25 protein-coding genes are annotated in these 24,374 nt (G+C 67.7%); 14 read left to right on the top strand and 11 right to left on the bottom strand.

Annotated features, from left to right (window positions below; translation table 11 throughout):
* The first annotated feature begins 284 nt into the window (after positions 1-284).
* Entirely contained in the window at positions 285-1,724 is a 1,440-nt protein-coding gene (locus tag AC07X5_RS11925) for an RNA polymerase subunit sigma-70 (protein WP_494770317.1), read from the top strand.
* A gap of 103 nt (positions 1,725-1,827) precedes the next feature.
* Entirely contained in the window at positions 1,828-2,475 is a 648-nt protein-coding gene (locus AC07X5_RS11920) for a dihydrofolate reductase family protein (RefSeq protein WP_494770316.1), read from the top strand.
* A 217-nt stretch (positions 2,476-2,692) separates the two neighbouring features.
* On the opposite strand, the gene AC07X5_RS11915 is transcribed toward AC07X5_RS11920, so the two are convergent.
* The 3 genes from AC07X5_RS11915 to AC07X5_RS11905 form a co-directional block, all read right to left on the bottom strand.
* Positions 2,693-3,484: an RNA polymerase sigma factor gene (locus tag AC07X5_RS11915; protein WP_494770315.1), complete on the bottom strand. Its 792-nt coding sequence runs from the start codon at positions 3,482-3,484 to the stop codon at positions 2,693-2,695.
* Positions 3,485-3,617: 133 nt separating this feature from the next.
* The gene (locus tag AC07X5_RS11910; RefSeq protein ID WP_409963623.1) at positions 3,618-4,364 is read right to left on the bottom strand and encodes an SDR family NAD(P)-dependent oxidoreductase; all 747 of its coding nucleotides are present in this window, start codon (positions 4,362-4,364) and stop codon (positions 3,618-3,620) included.
* A gap of 154 nt (positions 4,365-4,518) precedes the next feature.
* Complete coding sequence (locus AC07X5_RS11905; RefSeq protein WP_494770314.1) at positions 4,519-5,391, bottom strand: helix-turn-helix domain-containing protein; 873 nt, start codon at positions 5,389-5,391, stop codon at positions 4,519-4,521.
* 251 nt (positions 5,392-5,642) lie between these two features.
* Here AC07X5_RS11905 and AC07X5_RS11900 point away from each other — a divergent pair, with 251 nt between their 5' ends.
* From AC07X5_RS11900 to AC07X5_RS11885, 4 genes are all read left to right on the top strand, one after another.
* Positions 5,643-5,846: a hypothetical protein gene (locus AC07X5_RS11900; protein WP_409963619.1), complete on the top strand. Its 204-nt coding sequence runs from the start codon at positions 5,643-5,645 to the stop codon at positions 5,844-5,846.
* A 323-nt stretch (positions 5,847-6,169) separates the two neighbouring features.
* Positions 6,170-6,778 carry an ATP-dependent Clp protease proteolytic subunit gene (locus AC07X5_RS11895; protein ID WP_494770313.1) on the top strand — a complete coding sequence of 203 codons (609 nt, stop codon included), beginning with the start codon at positions 6,170-6,172 and terminating at the stop codon, positions 6,776-6,778.
* Positions 6,779-6,841: 63 nt separating this feature from the next.
* The gene (locus AC07X5_RS11890) at positions 6,842-7,879 is read left to right on the top strand and encodes a beta propeller repeat protein (RefSeq protein WP_494770312.1); all 1,038 of its coding nucleotides are present in this window, start codon (positions 6,842-6,844) and stop codon (positions 7,877-7,879) included.
* Positions 7,880-7,978: 99 nt separating this feature from the next.
* The gene (locus tag AC07X5_RS11885; RefSeq protein ID WP_409962830.1) at positions 7,979-8,614 is read left to right on the top strand and encodes a hypothetical protein; all 636 of its coding nucleotides are present in this window, start codon (positions 7,979-7,981) and stop codon (positions 8,612-8,614) included.
* A gap of 392 nt (positions 8,615-9,006) precedes the next feature.
* On the opposite strand, the gene AC07X5_RS11880 is transcribed toward AC07X5_RS11885, so the two are convergent.
* Positions 9,007-9,414, bottom strand: coding sequence for a VOC family protein (locus AC07X5_RS11880; protein WP_494770311.1), 408 nt, complete (start codon positions 9,412-9,414; stop codon positions 9,007-9,009).
* Between the two features lie 70 nt (positions 9,415-9,484).
* Positions 9,485-10,138 (bottom strand): glutathione S-transferase family protein, encoded by a 654-nt coding sequence (locus AC07X5_RS11875; RefSeq protein ID WP_494770310.1) that lies wholly within the window; start codon positions 10,136-10,138, stop codon positions 9,485-9,487.
* Between the two features lie 413 nt (positions 10,139-10,551).
* Between AC07X5_RS11875 and AC07X5_RS11870 the strand changes: the two genes are divergently transcribed.
* The 4 genes from AC07X5_RS11870 to AC07X5_RS11855 all read left to right on the top strand — a co-directional run bounded on the left by AC07X5_RS11870 (position 10,552) and on the right by AC07X5_RS11855 (position 13,651).
* Entirely contained in the window at positions 10,552-11,184 is a 633-nt protein-coding gene (locus tag AC07X5_RS11870) for an NMCC_0638 family (lipo)protein (protein WP_494770309.1), read from the top strand.
* Positions 11,185-11,335: 151 nt separating this feature from the next.
* Positions 11,336-12,013, top strand: a complete 678-nt coding sequence (locus tag AC07X5_RS11865) for a hypothetical protein (protein WP_494770308.1) — start codon at positions 11,336-11,338, stop codon at positions 12,011-12,013.
* Positions 12,014-12,107: 94 nt separating this feature from the next.
* A complete protein-coding gene (locus AC07X5_RS11860) occupies positions 12,108-12,734 on the top strand; it encodes a hypothetical protein (protein ID WP_494770307.1) in 627 nt (208 codons plus the stop codon).
* 32 nt (positions 12,735-12,766) lie between these two features.
* Entirely contained in the window at positions 12,767-13,651 is an 885-nt protein-coding gene (locus AC07X5_RS11855; RefSeq protein WP_494770306.1) for a DUF3626 domain-containing protein, read from the top strand.
* A gap of 17 nt (positions 13,652-13,668) precedes the next feature.
* Here the strand turns inward: AC07X5_RS11855 and AC07X5_RS11850 are convergent, their stop codons facing one another.
* The 6 genes from AC07X5_RS11850 to AC07X5_RS11825 form a co-directional block, all read right to left on the bottom strand.
* On the bottom strand, positions 13,669-14,022 hold the full coding sequence (locus AC07X5_RS11850) for a DUF2845 domain-containing protein (protein ID WP_494770305.1): 354 nt from the start codon (positions 14,020-14,022) through the stop codon (positions 13,669-13,671).
* A gap of 204 nt (positions 14,023-14,226) precedes the next feature.
* Positions 14,227-15,201 carry a Bug family tripartite tricarboxylate transporter substrate binding protein gene (locus AC07X5_RS11845; protein ID WP_494770304.1) on the bottom strand — a complete coding sequence of 325 codons (975 nt, stop codon included), beginning with the start codon at positions 15,199-15,201 and terminating at the stop codon, positions 14,227-14,229.
* Positions 15,202-15,267: 66 nt separating this feature from the next.
* Positions 15,268-16,263, bottom strand: coding sequence for a Bug family tripartite tricarboxylate transporter substrate binding protein (locus tag AC07X5_RS11840; RefSeq protein WP_494770303.1), 996 nt, complete (start codon positions 16,261-16,263; stop codon positions 15,268-15,270).
* Positions 16,264-16,326: 63 nt separating this feature from the next.
* The gene (locus AC07X5_RS11835; RefSeq protein ID WP_494770302.1) at positions 16,327-17,349 is read right to left on the bottom strand and encodes a hydroxymethylglutaryl-CoA lyase; all 1,023 of its coding nucleotides are present in this window, start codon (positions 17,347-17,349) and stop codon (positions 16,327-16,329) included.
* Complete coding sequence (locus AC07X5_RS11830) at positions 17,346-18,581, bottom strand: CaiB/BaiF CoA transferase family protein (protein WP_494770301.1); 1,236 nt, start codon at positions 18,579-18,581, stop codon at positions 17,346-17,348. Before AC07X5_RS11830 ends, AC07X5_RS11835 begins: the two co-directional genes overlap by 4 nt.
* Before the next feature lie 454 nt (positions 18,582-19,035).
* The gene (locus tag AC07X5_RS11825; protein ID WP_409959668.1) at positions 19,036-19,503 is read right to left on the bottom strand and encodes a hypothetical protein; all 468 of its coding nucleotides are present in this window, start codon (positions 19,501-19,503) and stop codon (positions 19,036-19,038) included.
* Between the two features lie 181 nt (positions 19,504-19,684).
* On the opposite strand from AC07X5_RS11825, the gene AC07X5_RS11820 reads away from it, so the two are divergent.
* The 4 genes from AC07X5_RS11820 to AC07X5_RS11805 all read left to right on the top strand — a co-directional run.
* Entirely contained in the window at positions 19,685-20,587 is a 903-nt protein-coding gene (locus AC07X5_RS11820) for a LysR family transcriptional regulator (protein ID WP_494770300.1), read from the top strand.
* Complete coding sequence (gene earP, locus AC07X5_RS11815) at positions 20,584-21,696, top strand: elongation factor P maturation arginine rhamnosyltransferase EarP (protein ID WP_494770299.1); 1,113 nt, start codon at positions 20,584-20,586, stop codon at positions 21,694-21,696. Before AC07X5_RS11820 ends, earP begins: the two co-directional genes overlap by 4 nt.
* Before the next feature lie 138 nt (positions 21,697-21,834).
* Positions 21,835-22,389 (top strand): elongation factor P, encoded by a 555-nt coding sequence (efp, locus tag AC07X5_RS11810; RefSeq protein ID WP_007852467.1) that lies wholly within the window; start codon positions 21,835-21,837, stop codon positions 22,387-22,389.
* Positions 22,390-22,626: 237 nt separating this feature from the next.
* Positions 22,627-24,374: DUF4347 domain-containing protein (locus AC07X5_RS11805; RefSeq protein WP_494770298.1), on the top strand; the 1,748-nt coding region annotated here is incomplete at its 3' end.

Raw genomic sequence — 24,374 nt, 5'->3', positions numbered from 1 at the left:
CCGGCCCTGATGTCCAGCTGACTCTGGTGTGCTGTGGCCAGACGCCCGAAGCAACATTCTCTGCAGGCCACCCACCACGGCCGACCAAGCGGCCAATGGAGTGCGCCATCCGCGTTCTGCTCGCTGCATTCCCGGCCCTGCTCCCACCGGGTGAACCCGCAATGGCGTCCCTGAAAGTTTCGCCCATCAAAACTTCAACAGAAGGTTTTGACGGCAAGAACGGCAATCCCTAGATTGCAGGCATTCCCACCGTTTCACCCCAAGAAACACCGAGAAGCACTGCCATGCCCCTGCCGCCCGATCCCGATCCGTCGTCACCCGCAGCCATGACGGCGCCAGCACCTCCTCCGTGGAGCGTGCATGTGATCGAGGCCCTGCACACCCTGGGCATCGCCCGCCCTGCTCGCCGGCGTTCGCGGCGACCCGCCGCTCGACGTGGCTGCCCTGGCCCAGTCGCCGTGGCCGTGGGCGCGGTGATGGTGGGCGCCAACGGAGCCATTGCCTCGAAGGACCTGAACCCCGTGCTGGTAGGCGCCGTGGGCGAAGGGGCGGTGGTGGTGGATGCGCCGGTGGAGCGTGCAGCACCCGCCGGCGCAAGCGCCCCCACGGGCAAGACCCACAGCCCCACTGCAGAAGTCGCACAACCGGCCAGAGCACCATGGGGTGCGCAGGCGTCAGAATGCGCCATGCACCCCGACACCGCGCCAGACCCCGCCGCAGCCCAGGCCGAGTACCTGCAGCGCGCGCGTGCCGGCGACACCGCCGCCTTCGACCGGCTGGTGGGCCCGCACCGCCGACCGCTGCACACCCACTGCTACCGCATGCTGGGCTCGCCCTTCGATGCCGATGATGCGCTGCAGGAGACCCTGCTCGCCGCCTGGCGCGGCCTGGCCGGCTTCGAGTCGCGCAGCGCGCTGGGCACCTGGCTGTACCGCATCGCCACCCATGTCTGCCTGCGCCTGATGGCGCAGCGCCCGCGGCGCATCACCTCGGCGGACCAAGGCCCGCCCCTGCTGAGCACGGCCGAGCTGGGCGAACCCGTGGCCGGGCCGGTGTGGCTGGAGCCACTGCCCGATGCGGAGTGGGCTGCCACCGCTGCAGAGGACCCGGCCGCCGCCCTGCAGCGCCGCGAGCATGTGGCGCTGGCCTTTGTGGCCGCGCTGCAGCACCTGCCCGGCACCCAGCGCGCCGTGCTGCTGCTGCGCGAGGTGCTGGAGTATTCGGCGGCAGAGGCGGCCGAGCTGCTGGGCACCTCGGTCGCATCGGTCAACAGCGCCCTGCAGCGCGCGCAAAAAAAGGTGCGGGAGCGCATTCCCGCAGCCCAGGCGCTACCGCCACCCGGTAGGCAGGATGGGTTCGATGGCCTGCTGGCGCGCTTCGTCGCCGCCTGGGAACAGCGGGACATCGCCGCCATGTCCCGCCTGCTGGCCGAAGATGCGCGCTTCACCATGCCGCCACTGCCCTCATGGTTCAGCGGCCGCCCCATGGTGCTGGCGTTCTTTGCCGAGCGGGTGTTCCAGACGCCCTGGCGCCTGCAGCCGCTCCATGGCAACGGCCACCAGGGCTTTGCCTGCTACATGCAGCAGCCTGGTGAAGACCATTTCAGCCCCGGCGGCGTGGTGCTGCTGCGCCTGCACCAGGGGGAGCCGTTGATCGAATCCATCGACAGTTTCATCGACCCGGCCGTCTGCCGCCGCTTCGGCATGCCCGACCAACTTTCCTGAAAAAGAGCTCGCCAGACCGATGAGTTCGCTCCCTGGCATGTCTCCAAAGCAATGACACGCCCCGGACAGGCCGGGCGCGTGGTTCATTCAGGAGATTTTTTCCATGGCCCAGCTCATCGTCAGCATCCTCAGTTCACTCGACGGCTACTGCGCCGGCCCCGGCGGCACGCTCACCGGCCTGCCCATGGGTGCCGCCTTCGACGCGCACAACCTCGACTGCCTGCGCCGCGCCGGCACCCTGCTCTTCGGCGCCACCACCTACCCCATGTTCGAGGGCTACTGGCCCCAGGTGGACCGCGGCCCGGGCAGCGACCCGGTGCAGCGTGAAATCGCCGAGCGTGTGGATGCGGCCCGCAAGCTGCTCGTCAGCGACCACCTGGCGCTGCGGCCCGACGCACCCTGGGCCGGCACCACCACCGTGGTCCCGCGCGCGCAGGCGCATGCGCACATTCGCCAGCTCAAGGCCGCGCCTGGGCCGGATCTGCTGATCTATGGCAGCCACCTGCTGTACTGCGACCTGCTCGCGCACGGCCTGGTCGATGAACTGCACCTGCTCATTGCCAACGTGCTGCTGGGCGAAGGCGTGCCCACCTTCGAACCCGGCCTGGCACAGCAATGGGCGCTGCGCGGCCAATGCCGGCTGCCGCAATCGGACATCGTGGCCCTGCACTTAGAACGTGTTTACGATCTTCACGGGGTCGCGCAAGTACCTTGCCGGGATGGGATGCAAGGCGCGGGGTGCAGCCAATAGCTCGGCTATTGGCAAGCGCCGCAACGCCGCAGCCCGCCCGCCAAGGCACTTGCCCGAAGGGTTGGGGCGAAATCGGGCGATTGAAGGCCCCGGCTGCTTGCATGGGCATGAGCCCATGCGGCGCATCCGAAGCATCCACTCATCCCGATTGCGCCCCAACGCGACCCCGTAAAGATCGTAAAAACGTTCTTAGATTGCCGGCCGGGTTGAACCGGGCCTACAGCGCCACGGGCTCCAGGTCCTGGTCGCACACCGCCCGCACGCCCAGCGGCAGCACGCACAGCCGCACGCCATCGAGCGTGAGCACCAGGCCCAGCTGGCCACCCACCTGGACGATGCCGCAGGCCGTGGTGGACGGGGCGGATGCAACCGGTACCGACGACACAGCCTGCGCCACCGCACGCAGCGGCGGCTGCCCCAGCATGGCCCACAGGGCCCGCGGGTCACGCAGTTGCAGCGCCTGCAGATAGACACCCAGCGTGGCTTCGTCGGCCCCATGCCCGTCGGGTTCGGCCTGCCGCAGCCGCAGCAGCGCGCGGCGCAGTTGCTGGCGGCTGCCGGCCTCGGTCCTGCCGCCGGCCCGGGCCAGCTCGGCATGGCTGGCCTCGAACACCTCGTACAGCAGCACGGCGGCGCCATCGGCCGGCGCCAGCCGGGCTGCCAGCATGCGCAGCGCGCGCGTGGACTGCTGGGCCAGCGCGGCGTCGGACTCGGCCGAGGGGGCCACCGCCAGCGCGGGGCTCCCCGCCTCGTTCAGCTGGGCCACCCACTGCTCCATCCACTGGCGCCGCCGCAACCGGTCGATGGCCTGGTTGCGCACCACGGTGTGCAGCCAGGCCTGGGCAGCATTCAGCCCATCGGTGCCGGTGCCCGACTCCAGCACGCGCACATAGGCGTCCTGCACGGCGTCCTCGGCCTCGGTCGGGCCCAGTAGGCGCGCGGCGGCGCGCACCAGGCTGCGGCGTGCCGCGTGGTCGGTCAGGGGCAGGGGGTGGCGCTCATCGTGCATGCCGGCCATCTTGCCATGGCAGCACACATTCTGCTGGGGCCCTGTCACCCGACCCGGACCAAGGCAGTTCGCCCCCTCGGCATTGAGGGAGCCTCTCCCTGCACGCCACAAACGACGCCGCCGGACTCCCGGATCAGGCGAGTGCCCCGCCGTCTGCAGTCAGCGTCGCACCCGTGACCATGCTGGCAGCGGCGCTGGCGAGGAACACGACCGCGTTGGCGATCTCCCGGGGTTGGGCAAAACGCCCCAGCGAGGTCATGCTGCGCTGGAAATCGCCGGCCGGGCCGTCCGCAGGATTGGCGTCCGTATCGGTGGAGCCCGGATTGACGAGATTCACCGTGATGCCCTTGGGCCCCAGCTCACGCGAGAGCCCGCGCGTGAAGGACACCAGCGCCGACTTCGTCATCGCATAGGCGGTGACGCCCGGGAAGGGCACACGCTCGGCCAGGCCCGAGCCGATGGAGATGATGCGCCCGCCTTCGGAAAGGTGCGGAATCACGGCTTTGGCGAACAGCACAGGGGCGCGCACATTGGTGTCCATCAAGGTCTGGTATGCCTTCAGGTCCAGGTCCGCGATCAGGCCGCTGTGCGCAATCGCGGCGCTGTTGACGAGGATGTCCAGGCCGCCCAGCGCCGCCACCGCCTCATCCACCGCGCGAGCAATGGCCTCAGGGTTCGCACTGTCGGCCTGGATGGCCCGCGCACGGCGCCCGGTGCCTTCGATGGACTTTGCCACCGCCAGCGCCTTATCGGGCGAACTGCGGTAGGTGAAGGCCACGTCGGCGCCGTTTTCTGCCAGGGCGGTCGCAATCGCCGCGCCAATGCCACGGGATCCACCAGTGACCAAGGCACGCTTTCCAGTCAAATCAATCACATTCATCCTTTGGGTGTAGGTGCGCCATAGACGCAAAAAAATGAATGTACGGTGGGCCGCAAACCTTGGCACTGTCTGTTCGTGCGGCGGGAGGACTGAACTTGCTGCTGATTCACCATGATGGCGCGGCAGCACCGGCCGCCCTCGCGGGGTCACGCAGTCACGCGCCGCGGTCTTTGCGCCAGGCGGCCGGCGTTGCGCCCGTCTGCTTGCGGAAAATCCGGCCAAAATGCACAGCGTCCGCGAACCCCGTGGCCTCGGCAATGCGCTCCAAGGGGTGGTTCGTGCCCAACAACAGGGCCTTGGCACGTTCAATCCGCGCCTGGAGTTGCCATTGGTAGGGCGCCAGGCCCGTTGAGCCCTTGAATGCCCGGCTGTAGTGGTGCGGCGACAGCCCGGCCAGCGATGACAGGGTGGCCAGGTCCACGCGCTGCGGCAGGTTCGCATCCAGGTAGCCTATCGCCTGGCGCAACTGGGTGGGCGACAACCTGGACGCGCTTTTCGCCGGCGCCTTCTTGGCCTGACCGAAGAATCGTGCAGCGACGGCCGTGACCAATGCATCCCCATACAACTGCGAGGAAGGATCGGGGTCCACCACGGCGCCGGCTATCAGGTGCAGCAGGCTGGACATCGGCTCATCCGAGAAGCGCAGGCGGGGAACCGATGCGGCAGCGAGGTCCTGAACCTGGCAATGCTCACCGAGCCGCTTCGCATCGAAGCACAGGCGGATGTCGCGCGCATACCGGATGTCCTCGCTGAAGCCCCAGATACCCATCCCCGCAGGAACATGGTTCAGCTGCCGCGGCCTGTAATCGACTGCACACCTGGCCCCCTGCTTCAACCGGGGTTCGGAGCGGTAGGCACCGACCTCGTCCAGGATCATTCCGATCCGGGACTCCTCCCGGTGCGGCACTTCGTACATCACCCGGCCCGAGCAGGTGAACTCCGCCAGGACCACGTTCACACAGCCCCAGGTGCGCGTGGCACTGTGGACACTGATGAGGTTTTCGGGGAGTTCGGGAGAGTGGTGCATGGGCGGCCCGCCTTCGAAATTATCCCATCCGGCATGGTATTTGGCCCTGCGGCGGGACCAAAGACCCTGCTCTGCGGGCCTGCTGCCGGCAAGCGCTTTAGGGCTTGTCAACACTAATTTCGGGGTCGCGAAGGCCCTGGCCAGGCGCAGCGTCTGCCGCGTTGACCCCGCAGGCGTGAGGGCAGGCACAGGGCAAGGCAGCCCCGGACAATCCGGTTCATACTACGTCCTGCAACTTCACGAAAGCTCCAATGTCCTTCGATATCCGCAGTGCCTCGCCCAGCGAAAAGCGGGGCAACGCCATGGCCGCGGCCTTGGCCAAGGAACAACTGGAGTACGCCCTCCAGATCGTGCGCGAGGTGCTCCCCGGCCAGCCGGCCGACCCGGCGCTGATCGGCGCGGTGGTCCAGGCCATCGCCTCCAACTACGCCGCCACGCCACAACCCAACCGCTGAAAGGTGGGGGGCCCGCCGCCTCCCCGCCAGGGCCCGCTGCCTATCGCCGTGGATGCGCGCGCGGTGCGGCTGCGCCGCCGGCGCGCGTCTCCAGGTGTCTGAAGATGACGCGTCGCCCCTCTCGGTGTAAGCCATTTCGCATGAAAGTACCGTTCCAGGGGCATTTGCTCCCCAGGGCTCGGCGGTTGCCATGCTGCAGGCCCCCTGTCACGAAACCCGGGCCCCGTTCGTCAAGGCAGTTCATCCCATCTGGGGCCTGTTGACACTAATTTCGGGGTCGCGAAATTAGTGTCAACAGGCCCTGACTTAAGGACTGTTTTCCCATGTACTACGCCGCAGACGACACCCCTCCCCCACCACCCTCCAGCGCCACCGAGCCGCGCACCTCCTACCTGGAGGAAAAGGCCTTCAAGGCGCGCACGCTGCTGATCTTCGGCACCGTGACCGACGTGACAGCCGCCGATGTGACGCGCCGCCTGATCGCACTGGACGCCGAAGGCCCCGAGCCCATCGACATCATCGTCAGCTCGCCCGGCGGCCACCTCGAATCGGGCGACGCCATCCACGACGTGGTGCGCTTCATCGCCGCACCGGTGAACATGATCGGTACCGGTTGGGTCGGCAGCGCCGCTACCCACCTGTACCTGGCGGCCCCGCGCGAGCGGCGCTTTTGCCTGCCCAACACGCGCTTTCTGATCCACCAGCCCAGCGGCGGCGCGGGCGGGCCGGCCAGCGATATCGCCATCCAGGCCGAGGAGATCGTCAAGGCGCGCCAGCGCATTGCCCGCACCATTGCGCGCGAGACCGGCAAGCCGCTCGAAGTGGTGCTGGCCGACATCGAACGCGACCGCTGGCTGTCGGCCCAGGAGGCGGTGGACTACGGGCTGGTGTCGCGGGTCATCGAGCGCAAGACCGAGTTGCAGGGTCGCTGAGGCCCGGGCCGGCACCGCGGCAGGTACCATGCGTGGTTTGCCGCAAACGACGAGCCCGCACCGATGAGCATTGCCCCCGACATCCTCAACCCCCGCATGGGCGGGTACGAGCCCATCGACTGCGAGGTGCAGGACCGCGACACCCTTTACATCCTGGCCCGCGAGGACGCCACGCAGATGCCTGCCGCGCGCCAGCGCAGGGGCGGACCTTCGGAGGGCCAAATGGCTAAGCGCCTGTTCGTGCTGCGCCTGAACCAGCCCGACCAGCCCTGGGGCCACATGCACCTGACGGGGCTGGGTCGCAGCATGTGCGCCATGGTGCATGCGCCGGAATCCCGGATTGCCGTGGTGGACTCCCAGTCCAGGGTGTGGATGAAGGACGTGAATGGCGGCAACGGCTTTCAGCCGCGCATGGCGCCCTTTGCCGAGGGCGGCCCCATGACTGGTGGCATCAAGCGTGCGAAAAGTTTCGGTGCCGAACTCATGGCCTGCACCACCACCCGCCAGGTGTTCGTGCGCAAAGCCCCAGGCCATTGGGAGCTGCTGGGCGAGCCCATCCCCAAGCCCCAGGGCATGAGCTTCGAAGACTTCGACCGCTTCGATGCCAATGACCTGTACGCCGTGGGTGATCCCGGGGACGTATGGCACTTCGACGGAACGCAGTGGCGCAAACGGCGCTTCCCCAGCAAGTGGGGCCTGTCTGCCGTGTGCTGCGCGGGCGATGGCAACGTCTACATCGCCGCCGGCACCACCCTCTTTCGCGGCCGGGGCGACCAGTGGCAGAGGCTGAACATCAAGGTGCGGCTGGCCTTCCCCATCCAGGACCTGGTCTGGTACGAGGACCGGCTTTGGGCAGGCACGCACCAGGGCCTGCTGGTGCTGGAAGGTGACCACCTGGTAGTGCCCGAGGACGTAGAGCACGAATTCCAGCACGTGGGCGGCAACCTCGCCGCGCGTGACGGCGTGCTGCTGCTCGCCAGTTGGGGCGGTGCCGCCTTCAAGCGCGATGGCCAGTGGACCACCATCTTCAGCCAGCACGACGCGCGCACCTGGTACGCCAACCACCCAGGGCAGGCATGGCAGCCGCCAGGCGGGGCGTAACGCACGCGCGGTTCGCAGCCGCACACCGGCGCTCTGCGCACCACCCAATCGGCACACCCTGTATGCTTGCGCCGTCCTCCCCCACCAATCCGGCCCCAAATGTCCACAGCGCTTATCGTGATCTTCGTGATCGTTGCCGCCCTGGCGGCCTGCGGCGCGCTCAGCTGGAAGCTGTACGAACTCAACGAGGGTACGGCCTTCACGAGGGTGCGCTATGAACAGCATGTCGCCCAGCTGCGCGCGGCGCTCCTGGCTTCAGAGGCCAAGCTCGCGCTGGTCAGGGAAGCGTTCGAGTCCCCCACCGGGGTCGCCGCCCGGGTCGGCGCCCAGCAGGAGCTGGCGGCAGCCATCCGGACCTATGCGCCGCACCTGCCCACCAGGTACCGGCACACCCTGAGCTCGCTGCAGGCGAACGAAAAGTTCTTCCTCAGCCTCCACAAGGCCGTGCCCGATCTCTTTTCCGACGCGATCAAGGCGCGGCTGGACAAGCACAAGCCCATCGGCGATGACTTCTTCAGCGGCGACCGCAGCGATCTGATTGCAGAGGCCGGCGTGCTCCTGCTGCGGGCCAGGGACGTGCTCAGCTCCACCGATGCGCCCCCCAGCATGGACCTGGGTGCCAAGCACATCGTTGCGGCGATAGCGCAAGGCCTGCAGATCGGCACCAAGCGCAGCCCGAAACTGGCCGAAATCGTGGAAGCCTGGGACGTGCAGCTTCAGCCCGACGCGGCCTGAGCAGCCGGCAGCACAGCTGAGCGCAGCGGTTCTGGCAAGACGGCGCTGCGCCCGCCGCCGTCGTCAGACGAAAGCAGAACTCCAGCGTCCGCGGCCCGATGACCGCGCCCACCGGCGCCTGCGGGTCCGCATGGAACTGCGGCCTCCGGCCCCAACCCGCGAACACCTCCACCACGCACACCCCATCGACCTCGCCCGACAGCCGGTTGTGCGTGGATGAGAACTGCAGGAATCTCGATGCCTGGATGCGCTCCAGCAACTCGGCCAGGGTGGCGTCTTGCGCCAGGTTGTACACGGCCTCCAGCGGGCCCATCTGGTCATCGGCGGCGCAGCAGGCCTGCCGGGTCACGGTGATCCGCAGGCTGGCATCGGGAGCTGCGGCGCCAGAGGGCTTAGCCCCGAAGAGCCGCTTCACCATTGCAGAAAAGCGCAATCTTGTTCCCCACCGGGTCGCGGACATAGGCGACAAAGAAATCCTTGCTGTAGGCGGCGCGAAAGCCCGGCGGGCCTTCGTCGCTGCCGCCAGCGGCGATCGCCGCCGCATGCACCTGCCGCACGCTGTCGTGCGAGGCGGCACGGAACGCCGCCATCGACCCGTTGCCCGCCGTCGCCGGCTGGCCATCGAACGGCGGCTTGACATAGACCACACAGGGGCCTCCATCGCTGGCTGCGGCGGGCAGCGAGAATTCCAGGCCCTCGCTGTCCGCCCGCTTGCGGTAGCCCAGCGGCTCCAGCAAGGCAGAGTAAAAGCGCTCGGACGCATGCATGTCGTTGGCGCCCAGGGTGATGTAGCTCAGCATGGTGGTGGGGGTCCAGGGTGTGGCGGGGGTGATCGGCTGGGTCGGCAGTCAGGCCGGCGGACGAGCGCGCTCATTGTCCATCCAGCGGAAACCGGTCGCGCCAGAACGCCTGCAGCCGCGGCTCATTGTCCACCCGTTGCACCACGGGCGCCATGCGCGGCGCCACTTCGCAGAAGCGCTGCCGCCACGGACCGAAGCGGGACACCACGGTGACATACAGGTCCAGCACCGTGAGTTCATCGCCCAGCAGGTAGGTTCCCGGGCTCAACTGGCCATCCATGTGGGCCCAGCACAAGGCGATGCGCTCGTGCACGGCGTGGACCACGCCATCGCGCGCGGCCGGCGGCACGCCGATGCGGCCCACGTCCGGCTTGATCCAGTGCAGGGAGCAGATGGCCGAGGACACGTACACCATCCACCGCAGGTACCGGGCCCGCCGGGGGTCGGCCAGCGCGGGCGCCAGGTGCGCCTCGGGGTGCAGGTCCGCCAGGTGGATCAGCATGGCGGCGCTTTCGGTCATGGCCTCGCCACCGGGCAGCACCACGGTGGGTATCTGCCGCAGCGGGTTCACCGGGGCCACGCGCTCGCGGGCCGCACTGTCGGCCCAAGTGATGCCATCGATCAGCTTGTAGGGTGTGCCCAACAGGGTCAGCGCCGCCTCGATGGTAATCGAGCCGGAGGCGGGCGCGCCATAGACGGTCCAGGGGGTGTTCGCGGGTGCCATGGCAGCTTCATGGCACAAGCGCCCATCACCCATTTGGGGGCTCATCAACAGCGCCCCACCCTCCTAGAATCGTAAGCAAAAGAAAGAGCGGGAAACCTGGGAGAAAGCGCAGGCGTCCGCGGGCTGGCAGGCAACTGCCGGCCCGCCGGCCGCAGTGACGTGGCAGGGATGGCACGGCACGGGGCGCAGCAACGCAACAATAAACACATGCAATCTACCGTCAGCGATGGCGGTAGATTTTTTTCTTTGAGGGGCCTGGCAACGGTCCGTCGGCCACCCCGCGCAGGGCCTGGGGCGCTGCCCCGCCTGCTTTGGCACAATGGCGTGTTGCGCCGACCCTGCGGCAGCCAGCCAGCCGTGGTCGCCCGTTGTTTGTTCTCTCCCCTGCACACAAGACCCGTGGATACAGCCCCATGACGAAGAAGCACGCCCTCTTCCCTGCCCGCCCTTTGCTTTCGGCGCTTGCCGTGGCGTTCGCCATATCGTCCGCCCAGGCCTACGCACAAGGCCCGGCCAAGCCCGCAGCGGCGGCGCCCGCCAGCGCTGGTGGCAGCGCAGGCGCCAGCACGCCCGAGCAGCAGGCCGAATCGTTTGCCAATATCTTCGCCACCACCTGCGCAAAGTACGCGAGCAACCTGGCTGCGCTGCGCACCAAGCTGGCACCGCTGCCCACCATGCCGGCCGACAAGGCAGCGTACTTCCTGCAGGGCCAGGCCGGCAAGGCCTGGCCGGTGCCGGACCCGCATGGCAGCTTCGTGGTGGCCATCCCCGATGGCCAGAACCTCTGCGCCGTGTACGCACGCCGGGTGGGCGTGCCGCAGAGCCTGGCCTGGTTCAAGAAAATGGCGGCCGAGGCCCCTGCGCCCATGGTGTCCCGCCAGGTGCAGGACTCGAAATCCGCCACGCCCCACAACGGCACCGCCCACACCCTCGCCTTCGAATGGGCAGCGCCCGACAGCACCAAGCGCGTGCTCTACAGCCTGACCACATCGGCCTCGCCCACCGCCGACCTGCAGGGGCTGGCCAGCGTGACCTTCGCACCCTGATGCGTGCCGCCATGCAAGGGCGGCCACCCGCAGGGACCGGCGATCTCGAACAACACCGGGCCGCCGCAAAGCACAATGCCGCCGTGCACCACTGGCTGGCCCCCTGCACGGACACGCTGGGCACCCATTGCCGGGCGGCGCCGGCCAGCGCATGACGGCTCCCTGCCCGCATTGCGGCACCACCACCATCGTCTTCACGCCCTCCGAGGCGCAGTTTGAAGCCGTGGTGCGCGCGCTCGCCAATGGCTCCAAAACGCTGGCCGCCGGCGAGTTCAGCTACTTCGCCCAGTGCACCGACGCCGAAGCCACAGCCTGGGTCGCGCACCTGCTGCACTGCGCCCACGCCTGGCCCCAGGCCGGGGCGGACGAAGCCGTTCTTGCGCAGGTGGAAGCCGCCTTTGCCGGCGTGGACAAGCCCGATCACTTTACCGACCGCACGCATTGCGACGAGTGCCGCGAGCACGACGACACGCTGCGCGCCCGTACGCGCGATACGCTGCGCCGCAGTGACCTGGGCAACGCGGGCTGGGATCCCATCACGTTTTCGAGCGCCGACGGCATCGGCTACTTCTTCCCCGTCCTGGCGCGTTTTGCGTTGCTGCCCGACGTGTGGCCCCAGCACAGCTGGTATGCGGACCAGTTGGTATTGCACCTGGCCTGGGACGGCAGCGACAACCGCTTGCTGGCCTGGTGCAACCCGGCGCAGCGCAGTGCCGTGCATGCGCTGCTGGCGCACCTGGCGGCCACGCGTGGGCAGGCGGCGGTACATCACCAATTCGACGAGGAACTGCAGGCCGCGCTGGCGGCGTGGCAGATGCCCACGGCATGACGCCCGGCAAGCTTGCGGCACCGGCGCCTGGGTTGCGGTGGAGAACGCGCACGGGCGGACACAATACGCTTTCCATGGTTGACAAGGATTTCCGATGACAGGTGTAGTGCTGGGCAAACCCAACTTCGAGGCCATGGGTACGGCCGAATTCACGAAGCTGCTGAACGCGCTGATCAGCGCCGGCTACCTGTCCCTCGACACCCTGCGCCCCGAGATCGATGCGTTCTTGAAGAGCGATCTGACCAACAGCCCGCGCACGCCCGAAGAAGACGCCCAGGTGGACCCCGACATCGTCGGCGACCACTTCCACGACCTGTTCCAGACCATCACCTTCCGCACGGTGGACGAGGTCGCAAAGCACTACCAGACTTACCAGAACCGCTCATTGCCTTTTGCGACGGATCTGTACGACTGGTCCACCATCGAAGGCGACTACGGCTACAAGCTGGCCCTGCCCGCGGGGCACCCGGTGCGCAACCTGATGGAGCTGGTCATCGACGCGGCCCGCGAAGGCAATGCCCTGCTGAAATGGGAGAACGCGCCCATGCCGGAGGTGTCGTTCATGTGCCTGTGCCAGTTCGGCATCTTCATCAACCTGCGGCCCTGCCCGCCGCGCATGGCGGAACTCATTGCCAGGCAGCCCCGCTATGCGCAGGTGCGCGACCTGCTGGCGGGGGTGTTCGGGGTGGCGCCGCAGATCTATGCGCAGGATGAGCAGTGAGCCGCCTGCTTTGATGCCACGGTAGGTACGTTGTGCCGGTCTCCCCGCCGCATGGCGCAATAGCCCCTGGATCGCCGCAGGACCTCGCCCTGCGGCATGTCGGTGCACACAGCAGCAACAGCGAGGGTCAGCCGCTCGATGACGCCGCACGCATCACCCTGCAATTCCACCCTGACCGCTGGAGCCAGGGCCGGCCGTTGCTGCAGGCCCTACTGGACGACGGCTGCTACAAGTCCCAGTTCGAGACGCGCACCAGCAACGGCGGCCTCACCGCGCACGAGGGCGGCGACCGGTGGAAATGGGAGAGCCGCATCTTCGGCAGGGCCTACGATGGCGCGGCCCCTGGCGAGCGGCCCAAGTACGGTGCGCTGAACTTTCGCGCCCTGCCCACGGGCGCGGCACCGCGCTTCGGCTCCTCGTACCTGCGCCTCAACCCCGAGGCGCTGCAGCGCGCCACGTTCTGCTACCCCGACAGCGTGTTCGAGCCGCAGCATTTCGGCACGGCAGACCACGCCCCGCAATTGATCACGCTGGCCGAAGGCGGCCAGAGCGATCCACTGGACGACTACATCGAGGCCCATGTCCACGGCCCCGTGCTGCTGGCCCGCGATGTGGAGGCGCTGGTGCTGGACCCGAGCTTTCGCGGCACTCCTCTAGAGGACTTGGCATACAAGATGCCCTGCCCCATCGAATGGCATGCAGGCTTTCGGCTGGAGGTGGAAACATTGCTGCAGCACCCGGACTACCGGGGCGCGGAGATTGCCGCGCTGGGCGCCCAATTCGCGCGAAACGGCGTGCTGACGCCGGCCGCCATCGGCGATGCGGTGGCGTCAGGGCGGCACGATCCGCAGGCGCTCAAGAAGGTGTGGCACTGCCTGGCGCGCTTCGGCGACCTGTCACAGGCGCAAGGGGCTTGACGGGCGGGGGCCGCCGCTCACGGCACCCGGTCCCCATCCCGTATCTGCGCCACCACCCCGTTCTGCAGCCGCACCACGGACATGAAGTTGCCTGGGCCACGGTGGTAGGTCCACTCGTCCACGTACTCGCACTGCTCGGTCACGACCTGGCGCGGCGCCTCGCGCGGGTGCAAGGGCACGGTCCAGGCCACGCGAGGGATGCGGATGCACACGGTATCGGTGGCAAAGGGCTGGCCGCATTTCAGGACCAGGCTGGCGCGCGACTCGCCCACGCCCACCAGGCGGCCGCCGCAGCCCAGGCCCTGGGCATGGACCTGTTTCGCCGGGGCCAGGATGCCGGCCGTGGCGATGGCCACCAGGGCCACAAGCATGGCACCACGCACACAAGATGGCGAAGACGCTATGGAGAAGATGGCGGATGGCTGCATGGTCGTTGGAGGGCCAACAGGCCCAGGAGTTCGATGCTGACGGGAGACCGCGCAACGGCAAAGGCCCGCACATGGCGGGCCCTCTTCTGGCGTTTTGCGGCCTGCACGTTCAACGGTTGAACGGGCAGCCGGGTTGACGCTCTGTCTTTACTCGGCTTCTATCTTGGACGTTTTCACCACCGTCGCCCAGTTGGCCAGCTCGGTTTTGGTCTTCTCGCCCAGCTGCTGTGGCGTCTGGTAATCAGCCGTGGCACCCTGCTCCTGTGCCTTTTGCTTGAAGGCGGCGCTCTGCACCACGGTGCGGATGTCGGCGGTGAGCTTGTCGATCACGGGCTTGGGCACGGCGGCGGGCGCGAACACGGCGAACCAGGAGGTGGCGTCCACCTTGGGGTAGCCGGCCTCGGCCGTGGTGGGTACCTCGGGCAGGCTGGGCAGGCGCTCCTTGCCGGTAACAGCCAGCACGCGCAGCTTGCCGGCGGCGATGTGCGGCATGAAGGGCGGCGCGGTGCCGAAGGTCAGGTCCACCTGGCCGCCCAGCAGGTCCTGCAGCGCGGGGCCGGTGCCCTTGTAGGGCACGTGCACCATCTTCACGCCGCCCTGCTGCTCCAGCATGGCGCCGGTCACGTGCTGCAGCGAGCCGTTGCCCGACGAGGCGTAGTTGAGCTTGCCGGGGTTGGCCTTGGCGTAGGCAATGAGTTCGGCCAGGGTCTTCACCGGCAGGTCGTTGCGCACCACGATGATCTGCGGGGCCGATATCACGTTGGCCACGGGCTGGAAGTCGCTCTGCTCCCACTGCTTGGCTTTGGTCAGGTGGGGCGAGATGACGTGGTAGCCCGAGTACTGCATGAGCAGGGTGTAGCCATCGGGCTCGGCACGCTTGACGGCGCTGGCCGCAATGGCGCCGTTGCCGCCGCCCTTGTTGTCTGCTATGACCGACTGGCCCAGCACCGGGCCCAGCGCCTGCGCCAGCATGCGCGCCGACAGGTCGGTGGTGCCGCCCGCGGCCGTGGGCACGACCAGGGTGACGGGCTTGGCGGGGTAGGTGCCGCCTTGGGCGAAGGCGCTGCCTGCACAAAGGGCGGCCAGGGCCAGCAGGGTGAATTGTTTGCGGGTTGCTTTCATGAGAGGTTTGTCTCCGTTCTGAGTTATGAAAAATTGAATGCCTGAATGGGGTGAATGCGGTGGTGATCAGTCCACCTTGGCACCTGTCTCTTGAACCACCTTCTGCCAGCGCGCCAGGTCGTCCTTGACCAGCGTGCCCAGCTGCGCCGATGTGCCCTTGAACGGCTCGCAGCCCACATTGGCCAGCTTGTCGATCACGTCCTTGTTGTCCAGCGCCTTGGCCACCTCGGCCTGCAGCTGGGCAATCACCGCGGACGGGGTGCCGGCGGGGGCGAACATGCCGTACCACGGTGTCTGCCCAAAGCCCTTGAGCGTTTCGCCCATGGTGGGCGCATCGGGCAGCGCGGCCACGCGCTTTTCGTTGACGACGCCCAGAACCTTGAGCTTGCCGGCCTTGATGAAGGCGATGGACGAAGGCAGGCTCTGCACCGACAGCGGCACCTGCCCGCCCACCACGTCGGTGGCAGCGGCGGCCGAGCCTTTGTAGGGGATGTGCTGCAGCTCGATGCCCGCGGCCTTTTGCAGCATCTCGCCGATCAGGTGGTTGAGCGTGCCGTTGCCGGCCGAGGCAATCGCGTACTTGCCCGGGCTGGCCTTGGCCACGGCGATCAGCTCGGCCATGTTCTTGGCCGGAAAGGACGGGTGCGCCACCAGCACATAACCCGCCGTGGCCAGCGGCGCCACGGGCTCGAAGTCCTTGACCGGATCGAACCCCGTGCTCTTGTACAGCCAGGGGTTGATGACCTGGGCGCTATCGGCCGTCACCAGCAGGGTGTAGCCATCGGGCCTGGTCTTGGCGGTGTAGGCCGTGCCCACGTTGCCGCCCGCGCCGGGCCGGTTCTCCACCACCACCGACTGGCCCAGTTGCTCGCCGAGCTTTTGCGCCAGCACGCGTGCAATGGCGTCGTTGGCACCACCCGCGGCCTGGGGCACGACCACGGTGAGGGGCTTGCCGGGGAACTTGCCCGTGTCCTGTGCGGCGGCGCTGAATGCGGCCCCGCACAGCAGCACTGCGAGCAGCAGCCTGCGCGGCCTGTGCAATGTGGTTCTCGAATCGATCATGGCTTTGTCTCCTGTCGTCTTATTGGAATGAATGAACCAGAACAGCGCTGAAAAGCGGGTGGGCTATGCGGCACGCCCTCCCCCCACCAGCTCTTTCTCACGCGCCAGGGCGCGCTCCCTGATCGCCTCGAAATCCCCCGGCACCGGGTGCAGCGCCAGGCGCGGCCCGGCCTTGGCGATCTGGCTGGGGATGTCGTGGCCGATCAGCGCGGGCAGGCGCTGCGCGGCAGCCAGCAGACGGGGCAGGTCCACGCCCGTGGCGTAGCCCATGCAGTCGAGCGCGTGCACGATCTCTTCGCTGCACACATTGCCGCTGGCGCCGGGTGCATAGGGGCAGCCGCCCAGGCCGCCCAGCGATGCGTCGAAGCGGTCGGCCCCGGCCTCGATGGCCGCGAGCACATTGGCCAGGCCCATGCCGCGCGTGTTGTGGAAGTGCAGGGTCCACTCCACGCCCGGCCAGCGCGTACGCGCCGCCGCGGTGATGGCCGCCACCTGCGTGGGGTAGGCCATGCCCGTGGTGTCGCACAGCGTGACGCCGCCCACGCCCAGGTCCACAAAGCGCTGCACCCAGCCGAACACGGCGCCTGGCGCGACCTCGCCCTCCATGGGGCAGCCGAACACGCACGACAGCGATACGTTGACCGCCACGCGCGCGGCCTGCGCCGTGGCCACCACCTGGGCCAGCGCGGCAAACGAATGCTCCTGTGTCATGCGCAGGTTGGCGATGTTGTGCGTGGCACTGGCCGACATGACCAGATTGAGCTCGTCGGCACGCGATTCGATGGCGCGCTCGGCCCCGCGCACGTTGGGCACCAGGGCGGTGTACACGGTGCCGGGGCGGCGCGTGATCTCGCGCATCACCACCTCGGCATCGCGCAGGGCGGGTATGGCCGTGGGCGAGGTGAACGAAGTCACCTCGATCTTGGCCAGGCCCGCATCCGACAGCGCATTGGCCAGCGCGATCTTGTCCTCGGTGGGTACGAAGGCGCTCTCCATCTGCAGGCCGTCGCGCAGGCCCACCTCCTGCATGTGGATGCGCTTGCCGGCACCGGCCCACACGCCCGTCGTGTTCACTGCGGTACTCATTGGATCACCCCCTTGCTGCGCAGCAGCGCGATCTGTTCGGCCGTGAGCCCCACCTCGGCCAGCACGGCATCGGTGTCGTCGCCCAGGTGCGGCGCGCTGCTGCGGATGGAGCCTGGCGTGGCCGACAGCTTGGGCACGATGCCCGGCACCTGCACGCTGTAGCCATCGCGCGTCTGCTGCGTGAGCAGCATGTCGCGCGCCTGGTAGTGCGGGTCTTCGGCGATATCGCGCGCGGTATACACCTTGCCGGCCGGCACGCGGGCGGTGCCCAGGGCATCGAGCACCTGCTGCACGGTGAGCGGTGCGCTCCAGGCGCCGATGGCGGCGTCGATCTCGTCCACGCGCGCCACGCGGCCTGCGTTGTCGGCCAGGTCGGGCGCGGCGCCCAGGTCGGGCCGGCCGATGGCCTGCATCAGCCGCTTGAAGATGCTGTCGCCATTGCCGGCCACCAGCACCCAGCCGTCGGTGCAGGGGTAGGCGTTGGACGGCGCAATGCCCGGCAGCGCGCTGCCCGCGGCCTCGCGCACCGCGCCAAAGGCGCTGTACTCGGGGATCAGGCTCTCCATCACGTTGAACACGGCCTCGTGCAGCGCCACGTCGATCACCTGGCCCTGGCCGCCGTTGACCTTGCGGTGGTACAGCGCCGTGAGCACGCCGATGGCGCCGTGCAGTGCGGCCAGCGTGTCGCCGATGGACACCCCCACGCGCACCGGCACGCGGCCCGGCTCGCCCGTCAGGTGGCGCAGGCCGCCCATGGCCTCGCCAATGGCGCCAAAGCCCGGCAGGTCGCGGTAGGGCCCGGTCTGTCCATAGCCCGATATGCGCAGCATCACCAGCCCGGGGTTGATGCGGTGCAGCTCCTCGGGCGACATGCCCCAGCCCTCCAGCGTACCGGGGCGGAAATTCTCGATCAGCACGTCGGCCTCGGCGATCAGCTGGCGGGCGATGTCCTGGCCCTCCTTCTGGCGCAGGTCCAGCGCCACCGAGCGCTTGTTGCGCGACTGCACTTGCCACCATACGGAGGTGCCCTCCTTGATCAGGCGCCAGTTGCGCAGCGGGTCGCCCGACTCCGGGGCTTCGATCTTGATGACCTCGGCGCCAAAGTCGCCCAGGGTCTTGCCGCAGAAAGGCCCGGCGATCAGCTGGCCCATCTCGATCACCCGCACGCCCTGCAGGGCGGCGGGGGTGAGGCCTGTCGCGATCGCGGCCGGGGCGGTAGGTGTGGAACCCATCGTGTTCTCGTCTCCAATATCTCGCGGCCTGCGGGATCAGGCCTGCTGGTCATGGAGCATGATGATGTGCACAGATGAACCCGCTGCAAAACGCTCATGCAACAGGCCGCCATCGCAAACCGGCATGGCACGCCCCGACACGCCGAGCGCCAACGCAGTGGACGGGAACGCCAGGCAATCAGGCCTCAGGGAAGTGGCCGGGCTGCATCACGATCGCGCGGCACACGCGCCCTGGTATCTCGATGGCCGCAGTCGCAGCGGCACATGGTTGGAGCGCGAACCTGCTGCGCGGGTGGGTGATCGACGCGAAGCATGCCTTGCCACCGAAGCTCATTCATCTCCCCCCGCGCTGGCCCCGGATTGCGGCAGGGAGCCGTACCGGGCGCGATGGCAGTCCACGGGTTCATGCCATCTTCACCAAGCCCGCAATCTGGCCCACGCTCGCACCACAACCTCAGGAATTTTCAGGAGTCAGCCCTTTGCTGTTGAACGCGATCTGACCGTACATCAATTCATAGACCAGTTGCTGTATCTCGATTTGATTGAAAGGATCACCCTCCTTAAAACTCGGCTCCCATTCCCGAGTCCCTTCGTCATTGAGCACCACGGCATCAGCGCGCAGGCGCACCGCGAAGATGGGCAGCTTGTTGCCAGTAATTGGATCAAGCGCCAGGAAAAGGACGCGGCCCCACACTGCGTCTGCGCCATCGCTGCAGATCAACAGATACGGAGATGACTCGCCAGAAGGTGTGGTGATCACCACATCCTGCCCGACATCCGCGACAAAGAAGCCCACGTCGGGTAAACCTGTTGCCTGTTTGAGCGAAGCGATAAACCCCGTGTACGCCTGTCGGATATCGTGACAGTCGCTCGCCCTGCGCAAAGCCATGTGGCTGTTTGAGGGGATTTTTTCGGTGAACATCTGTGACCTCCAGTGGAACGTAGACAGTGGCAGGCATCGCAGGAGGGGTCAAGAAAAATCTGGGGCCCTGCGTGAAACGGCGTCCCACTGCAAGCCAGGGTGGGATTGTCGGGCTGTGTGCCCGGCCACGTTTGCCCTGGCCCCATCGCGGCGCCGGGCGCCTTGCTACCATGAGGCCCCCATGAAACTCGACCCCGTCTCCCTGCGCCTGTTCGTTGCCGTGATGGAAGAAAGCACCATCGCCGCCGCCGCCGCGCGCGAGCACCTGGCCGCATCGGCCGTGAGCCGGCGGCTGGCCGACCTGGAGGACGCGCTGCGCGTCACCCTGTTCACCCGCAGCAACAAGGGCACCGAGCCCACGGCCGCTGCCTATGCCCTGCTGAACCAGGCGCGCGGCGTGCTCAACGACCTCGATGGCATCGCCACGCAGATGCGCGACTACGGTGCCGGCGTGCGCGGCCATGTGCGCGTGGTGGCCAACATTTCGGCCATCACGCAGTTTTTGCCGGCGCAGCTGCAGCGCTTCATGGCCCTGCACCCGCAGGTGGACGTGCGGCTGCAGGAGCAGATCAGCACCGCCATCGCCCAGTCGGTGGCCGAGAACGCGGCCGACGTGGGCATCCTCAACCAGGGCCAGTACGGCGACCGCGTGGTGCAGCTGCCCTACCGCACCGACGAACTGGTGCTGGTGGTGCCGCGCGAGCACCCGCTGGCACGCCGCAAGGCAGCCCGCTTTGCCGAGGTGCTGCCGCACGACTTCGTGGGTGCCCACCCGGGCAGCGCCATCAACAACCAGCTCACCAAGGCTGCGTCCGAGGCCGGGCTGCCGCTGCGCCTGCGCATGCAGGTCACCAGTTACGACGCCATGTGCCTCATGGTCGCCGCCGGCCTGGGCGTGGGCGTCATGCCGCGCGGCAGCGCCGCCCTGTACAAGGGCACGCAGCCGATCCGCGTGGTCACGCTGAACGAACCCTGGGCGCAGCGCCAGTTGGTGCTGTGCGTGCGCTCTGGCGAAGCCCTGTCGAGCGTGGCGCGGCTGCTGGTGGACCACCTGCGCGCGCCTGCCGAGGGCCCTTCTGCATGACCCGCGCCACGACAGCCCCCCTGCAGTGGGACGTGTTCTGCCAGGTCATCGACAACTATGGCGACATCGGCGTGTGCTGGCGCCTGGCCAGCCAGTTGGCCGCGCGCGGTGAGCGCGTGCGCCTGTGGGTGGACGATGCCTCGGCCCTGGCCTGGATGGCGCCCGCAGGCCACCCGGGCGTGGGGTTGCGCCCCTGGGGCGGCGAATGGCCCGGCGCGCACGAGGCCGCACCCGATGTACTGGTGGAGGCCTTTGGCTGCGAGATCCCCGAGCCCTTCCTGGCCTGGGCCGTGGGGCGCGCATCCCACCATCAGCCCGATCGGCAACCGGTGTGGATCAACCTCGAATACCTCTCGGCCGAGTCGTACGTGGAGCGCAACCACCGCCTGCCCTCGCTCGTGATGTCGGGCCCCGCCCGGGGCTGGACGCGCTGGTTCTTCTACCCCGGCTTCACCCCCGCCACGGGCGGCCTGCTGCGCGAGCCCGGCCTGCTCACCCAGCGCCCCGCCAGCTTTGCCGCCGCCTGGCGCGCCCAGCAGCCAGAACTGGGGCCGGCTCCCCAGCGCTGGATGTCGCTGTTCTGCTACGAGCCCCCTGCCCTGCCCGCGCTACTGGCCCAGGCCATGCAGCCCGGTGCCGTGCCCACACGCCTGCTGGTCACGCCCGGCCGCGCCACGGCGGCGGTGCAGTCCGCGCTGGCCACCTTGCCGGCGGGGCACGGCCCGCTGCAGCTGCAGTACCTGCACCCCACCGAACAACAGGGTTTTGACGACCTGCTGTGGGCCTGCGACTTCAACGCCGTGCGCGGCGAGGATTCGCTGGTACGGGCCCTGTGGGCCGGCCAGGCCCTGGTCTGGCACATCTACCCGCAGGACGACGGCGCCCACCATGCCAAGCTGGCGGCCTTTCTCGACTGGCTGGGCGCTCCGGCCTCGCTGCGCGACTTCCACGCCGCGTGGAACGGCATCCCCGGCCACGGCCCGCTGGTGCTTCCGGATGGCGAAACGCTGGCCGGATGGACCGCCTGCATCCAGGCGGCGCGGGCGCGCCTGGCAGCACAAAGCAGCCTTGTGGACCAACTGGTAGGTTTTATCCAGGAAAAAAGGTAAAATCCAAGGCTTTGCGCAAATCACAGCGCGGCACCCCGGTGCCCGCACCCCGCGCAATCCCGCCGCGGAACATGCGCCGGCCCTGCAGACCTTGCAGCCAGCGCGTTGAGCGGCCCCAACCCAAGCAACCAAACTGCTATGAAAATCGCTCAAGAAATCCGCGCCGGCAACGTCATCATGCACGGCAAGGACCCCATGGTCGTCCTGAAGACCGAATACGCCCGTGGCGGCCGCGGCGCAGCCACCGTGCGCATGAAGCTCAAGAGCCTGATCGGCAACTTCGGCACCGAAAACGTGTTCAAGGCCGACGACAAGATCGACAACGTGATCCTGGACAAGAAGGACTGCACGTACTCCTACTTCGCCGACCCCATGTACGTCTGCATGGACACCGACTACAACCAGTACGAAGTCGAAGCCGAAAACATGGGCGACGCACTGAACTACCTGGAAGACGGCATGGCCCTCGAAGTCGTGTTCTACGACGGCAAGGCCATCTCGGTCGAACTGCCCACCAGCGTCGAGCGCGAAATCACCTGGACGGAACCCGCCGTCAAGGGCGACACCTCCGGCAAGGTCCTGAAGCCCGCCAAGATCGCCACCGGCTTCGAAGTGCCCGTGCCCCTGTTCGTTTCGCAAGGCGACAAGATCGAAATCGACACCCGCACGGGCGAGTACCGCAAGCGCGTGTAAGCAATCCCGGCGGCCCTTGCGGGCTGCTGCAGGCTCACCTTTGAAAAGGCTTCCCTCGGGAAGCCTTTTTTCTTGGGCGCTTCGGTCGTATGCCGCCTGCGGGCTTTACACAAGCTTGTCAAGAACCGTGCACGCAAAATGCGCTTATAGCGATAAAGTTGCAATTCGTTAACATTTGACACCTTGCCGTGCCTGCCGCTTGTGGGCGTTGCGCCATCCCCTTTCCCTGATTTGCCCATGGAACAAACCACCGCCCCATTCACGCCTTCGGCCGCCGACATCGTTTTCATCCTGGATACGCTGCCCGACTGGCAATCACTGGCAGCCGCCGCCCCGGCGGGTGCCGAGGTGGTGCGGCTCGATGGCAATGCCGATGCGCTGGCCCAGATGGCCAGCTACGTCGAAGGGCGCAAGGACATCGGCGCCATCCACATCGTCTCGCACGGCGCCCCCGGCTCCCTGCAACTGGGCACGGCCACGGTCAATGCGGCGAACCTGGACGCCCACCTGGCCCAGTGGCAGGCACTGGGCCAGGCGCTTTCTGCGGGCGGCGACATCCTGCTCTACGGCTGCGACGTGGCGGCCGGAGCGCAGGGCCAGGCCTTCGTGCAGGCCCTGGCCGACCTCACGGGTGCCGACGTGGCCGCGTCCACCGACCTCACCGGCAATGCCGCCAAGGGCGGCAACTGGGTGCTGGAGAGCCAGACCGGGGCGGTGCAGGCTTCCACGGACTGGGCGCAGTACACCCAGTTCTCGGCGGTGCTGGCGGACCAGACCATCAACCTCGCGGGCGCCATCAGCTCGGGCTCGCTGGCCAGCGGCGACTTCACGATCAGCGGCGTGCGCTTCCAGGTCAGCTCCGCCAGTGGCTTCACCATCACCCAGGAAAGCGGCGGCCTGAAGTTCGTGGAGACCTCGGCCAATGGCGACTTCCAGATCACCATCACCGATACCGGCGCGAACAACGACTTCAGCGGCAAGTCCATCGTCGTCACCAATTCGAGCACGGGCGGAGACCCGGGTTTCGGTCCGCAAGGATCGATCAATTTCGTCGCCGCCACCTCGTCCATCATCGGTGGTACCAATACCCTGTACATGTCGAGCAACGGCTCCAGCGGCGGTACCTACTCCATCCAGAACCAGATCACCGTCACTGATGTAGAGATCAATGGCTTTGCCATGCAGACGGTGTTCCTGCTCAAGGACTTCGTCGTTGATCTGGACGCCACCGACAGCCCCGTGGACACCACGCCGCCCACCGTGTCCAGCCTCTCGTCCAGCACGGCCAACGGCAGCTACAAGGCAGACGACGTGATCGCCGTGCAGGTCAACTTCAGCGAGAACGTCATCGTCACAGGCACGCCCCAGCTCACGCTGGAGACCGGTGCCACCGACCGGACGGTGAGCTACGCATCGGGCAGCGGCACCAGCACGCTGGTCTTCAACTACACCGTGCAGGCCGGCGACAGCAACGGTGATCTCGACTATCTGTCGACCACGGCCCTGGCGCTCAATGGCGGCACCCTCAAAGACGCAGCAGGCAACAATGCCACGCTCACCCTGCCCAGCCCCGGCGCAGCCAACTCGCTGGGCGCCAACAAGAACATCATTGTCGACACCGCCGCACCGAGCGTGTCCGGCGTGACCTCCAGCACGGCCAATGGCACCTACAAGGTGGGTGATGTCATTGCCGTCCAGGTCAACTTCAGCGAGGTCGTCACCGTCACCGGCACGCCCCAGCTCACGCTGGAGACCGGTGCCACCGACCAGGTGCTCAATTACACCTCGGGCAACGGCACCAGCACGCTGGTCTTCAACTACACCGTGCAGGCCGGTGACACCAGCATTGACCTGGATACCCTGTCGACCACTGCCCTCGCACTGAATGGCGGCAGCATCAAGGACGCGGCAGGCAACAATGCCACGCTCACCCTGCCAACGCCGGGCGCCGCCAACTCGCTGGGCGCCAACAAGGCCATCGTCAT

The sequence above is a fragment of the Acidovorax sp. GW458-11-26-14-TSB4 genome (assembly GCF_059423865.1).
This window is presented reverse-complemented; position numbering and strand designations above follow the sequence as displayed.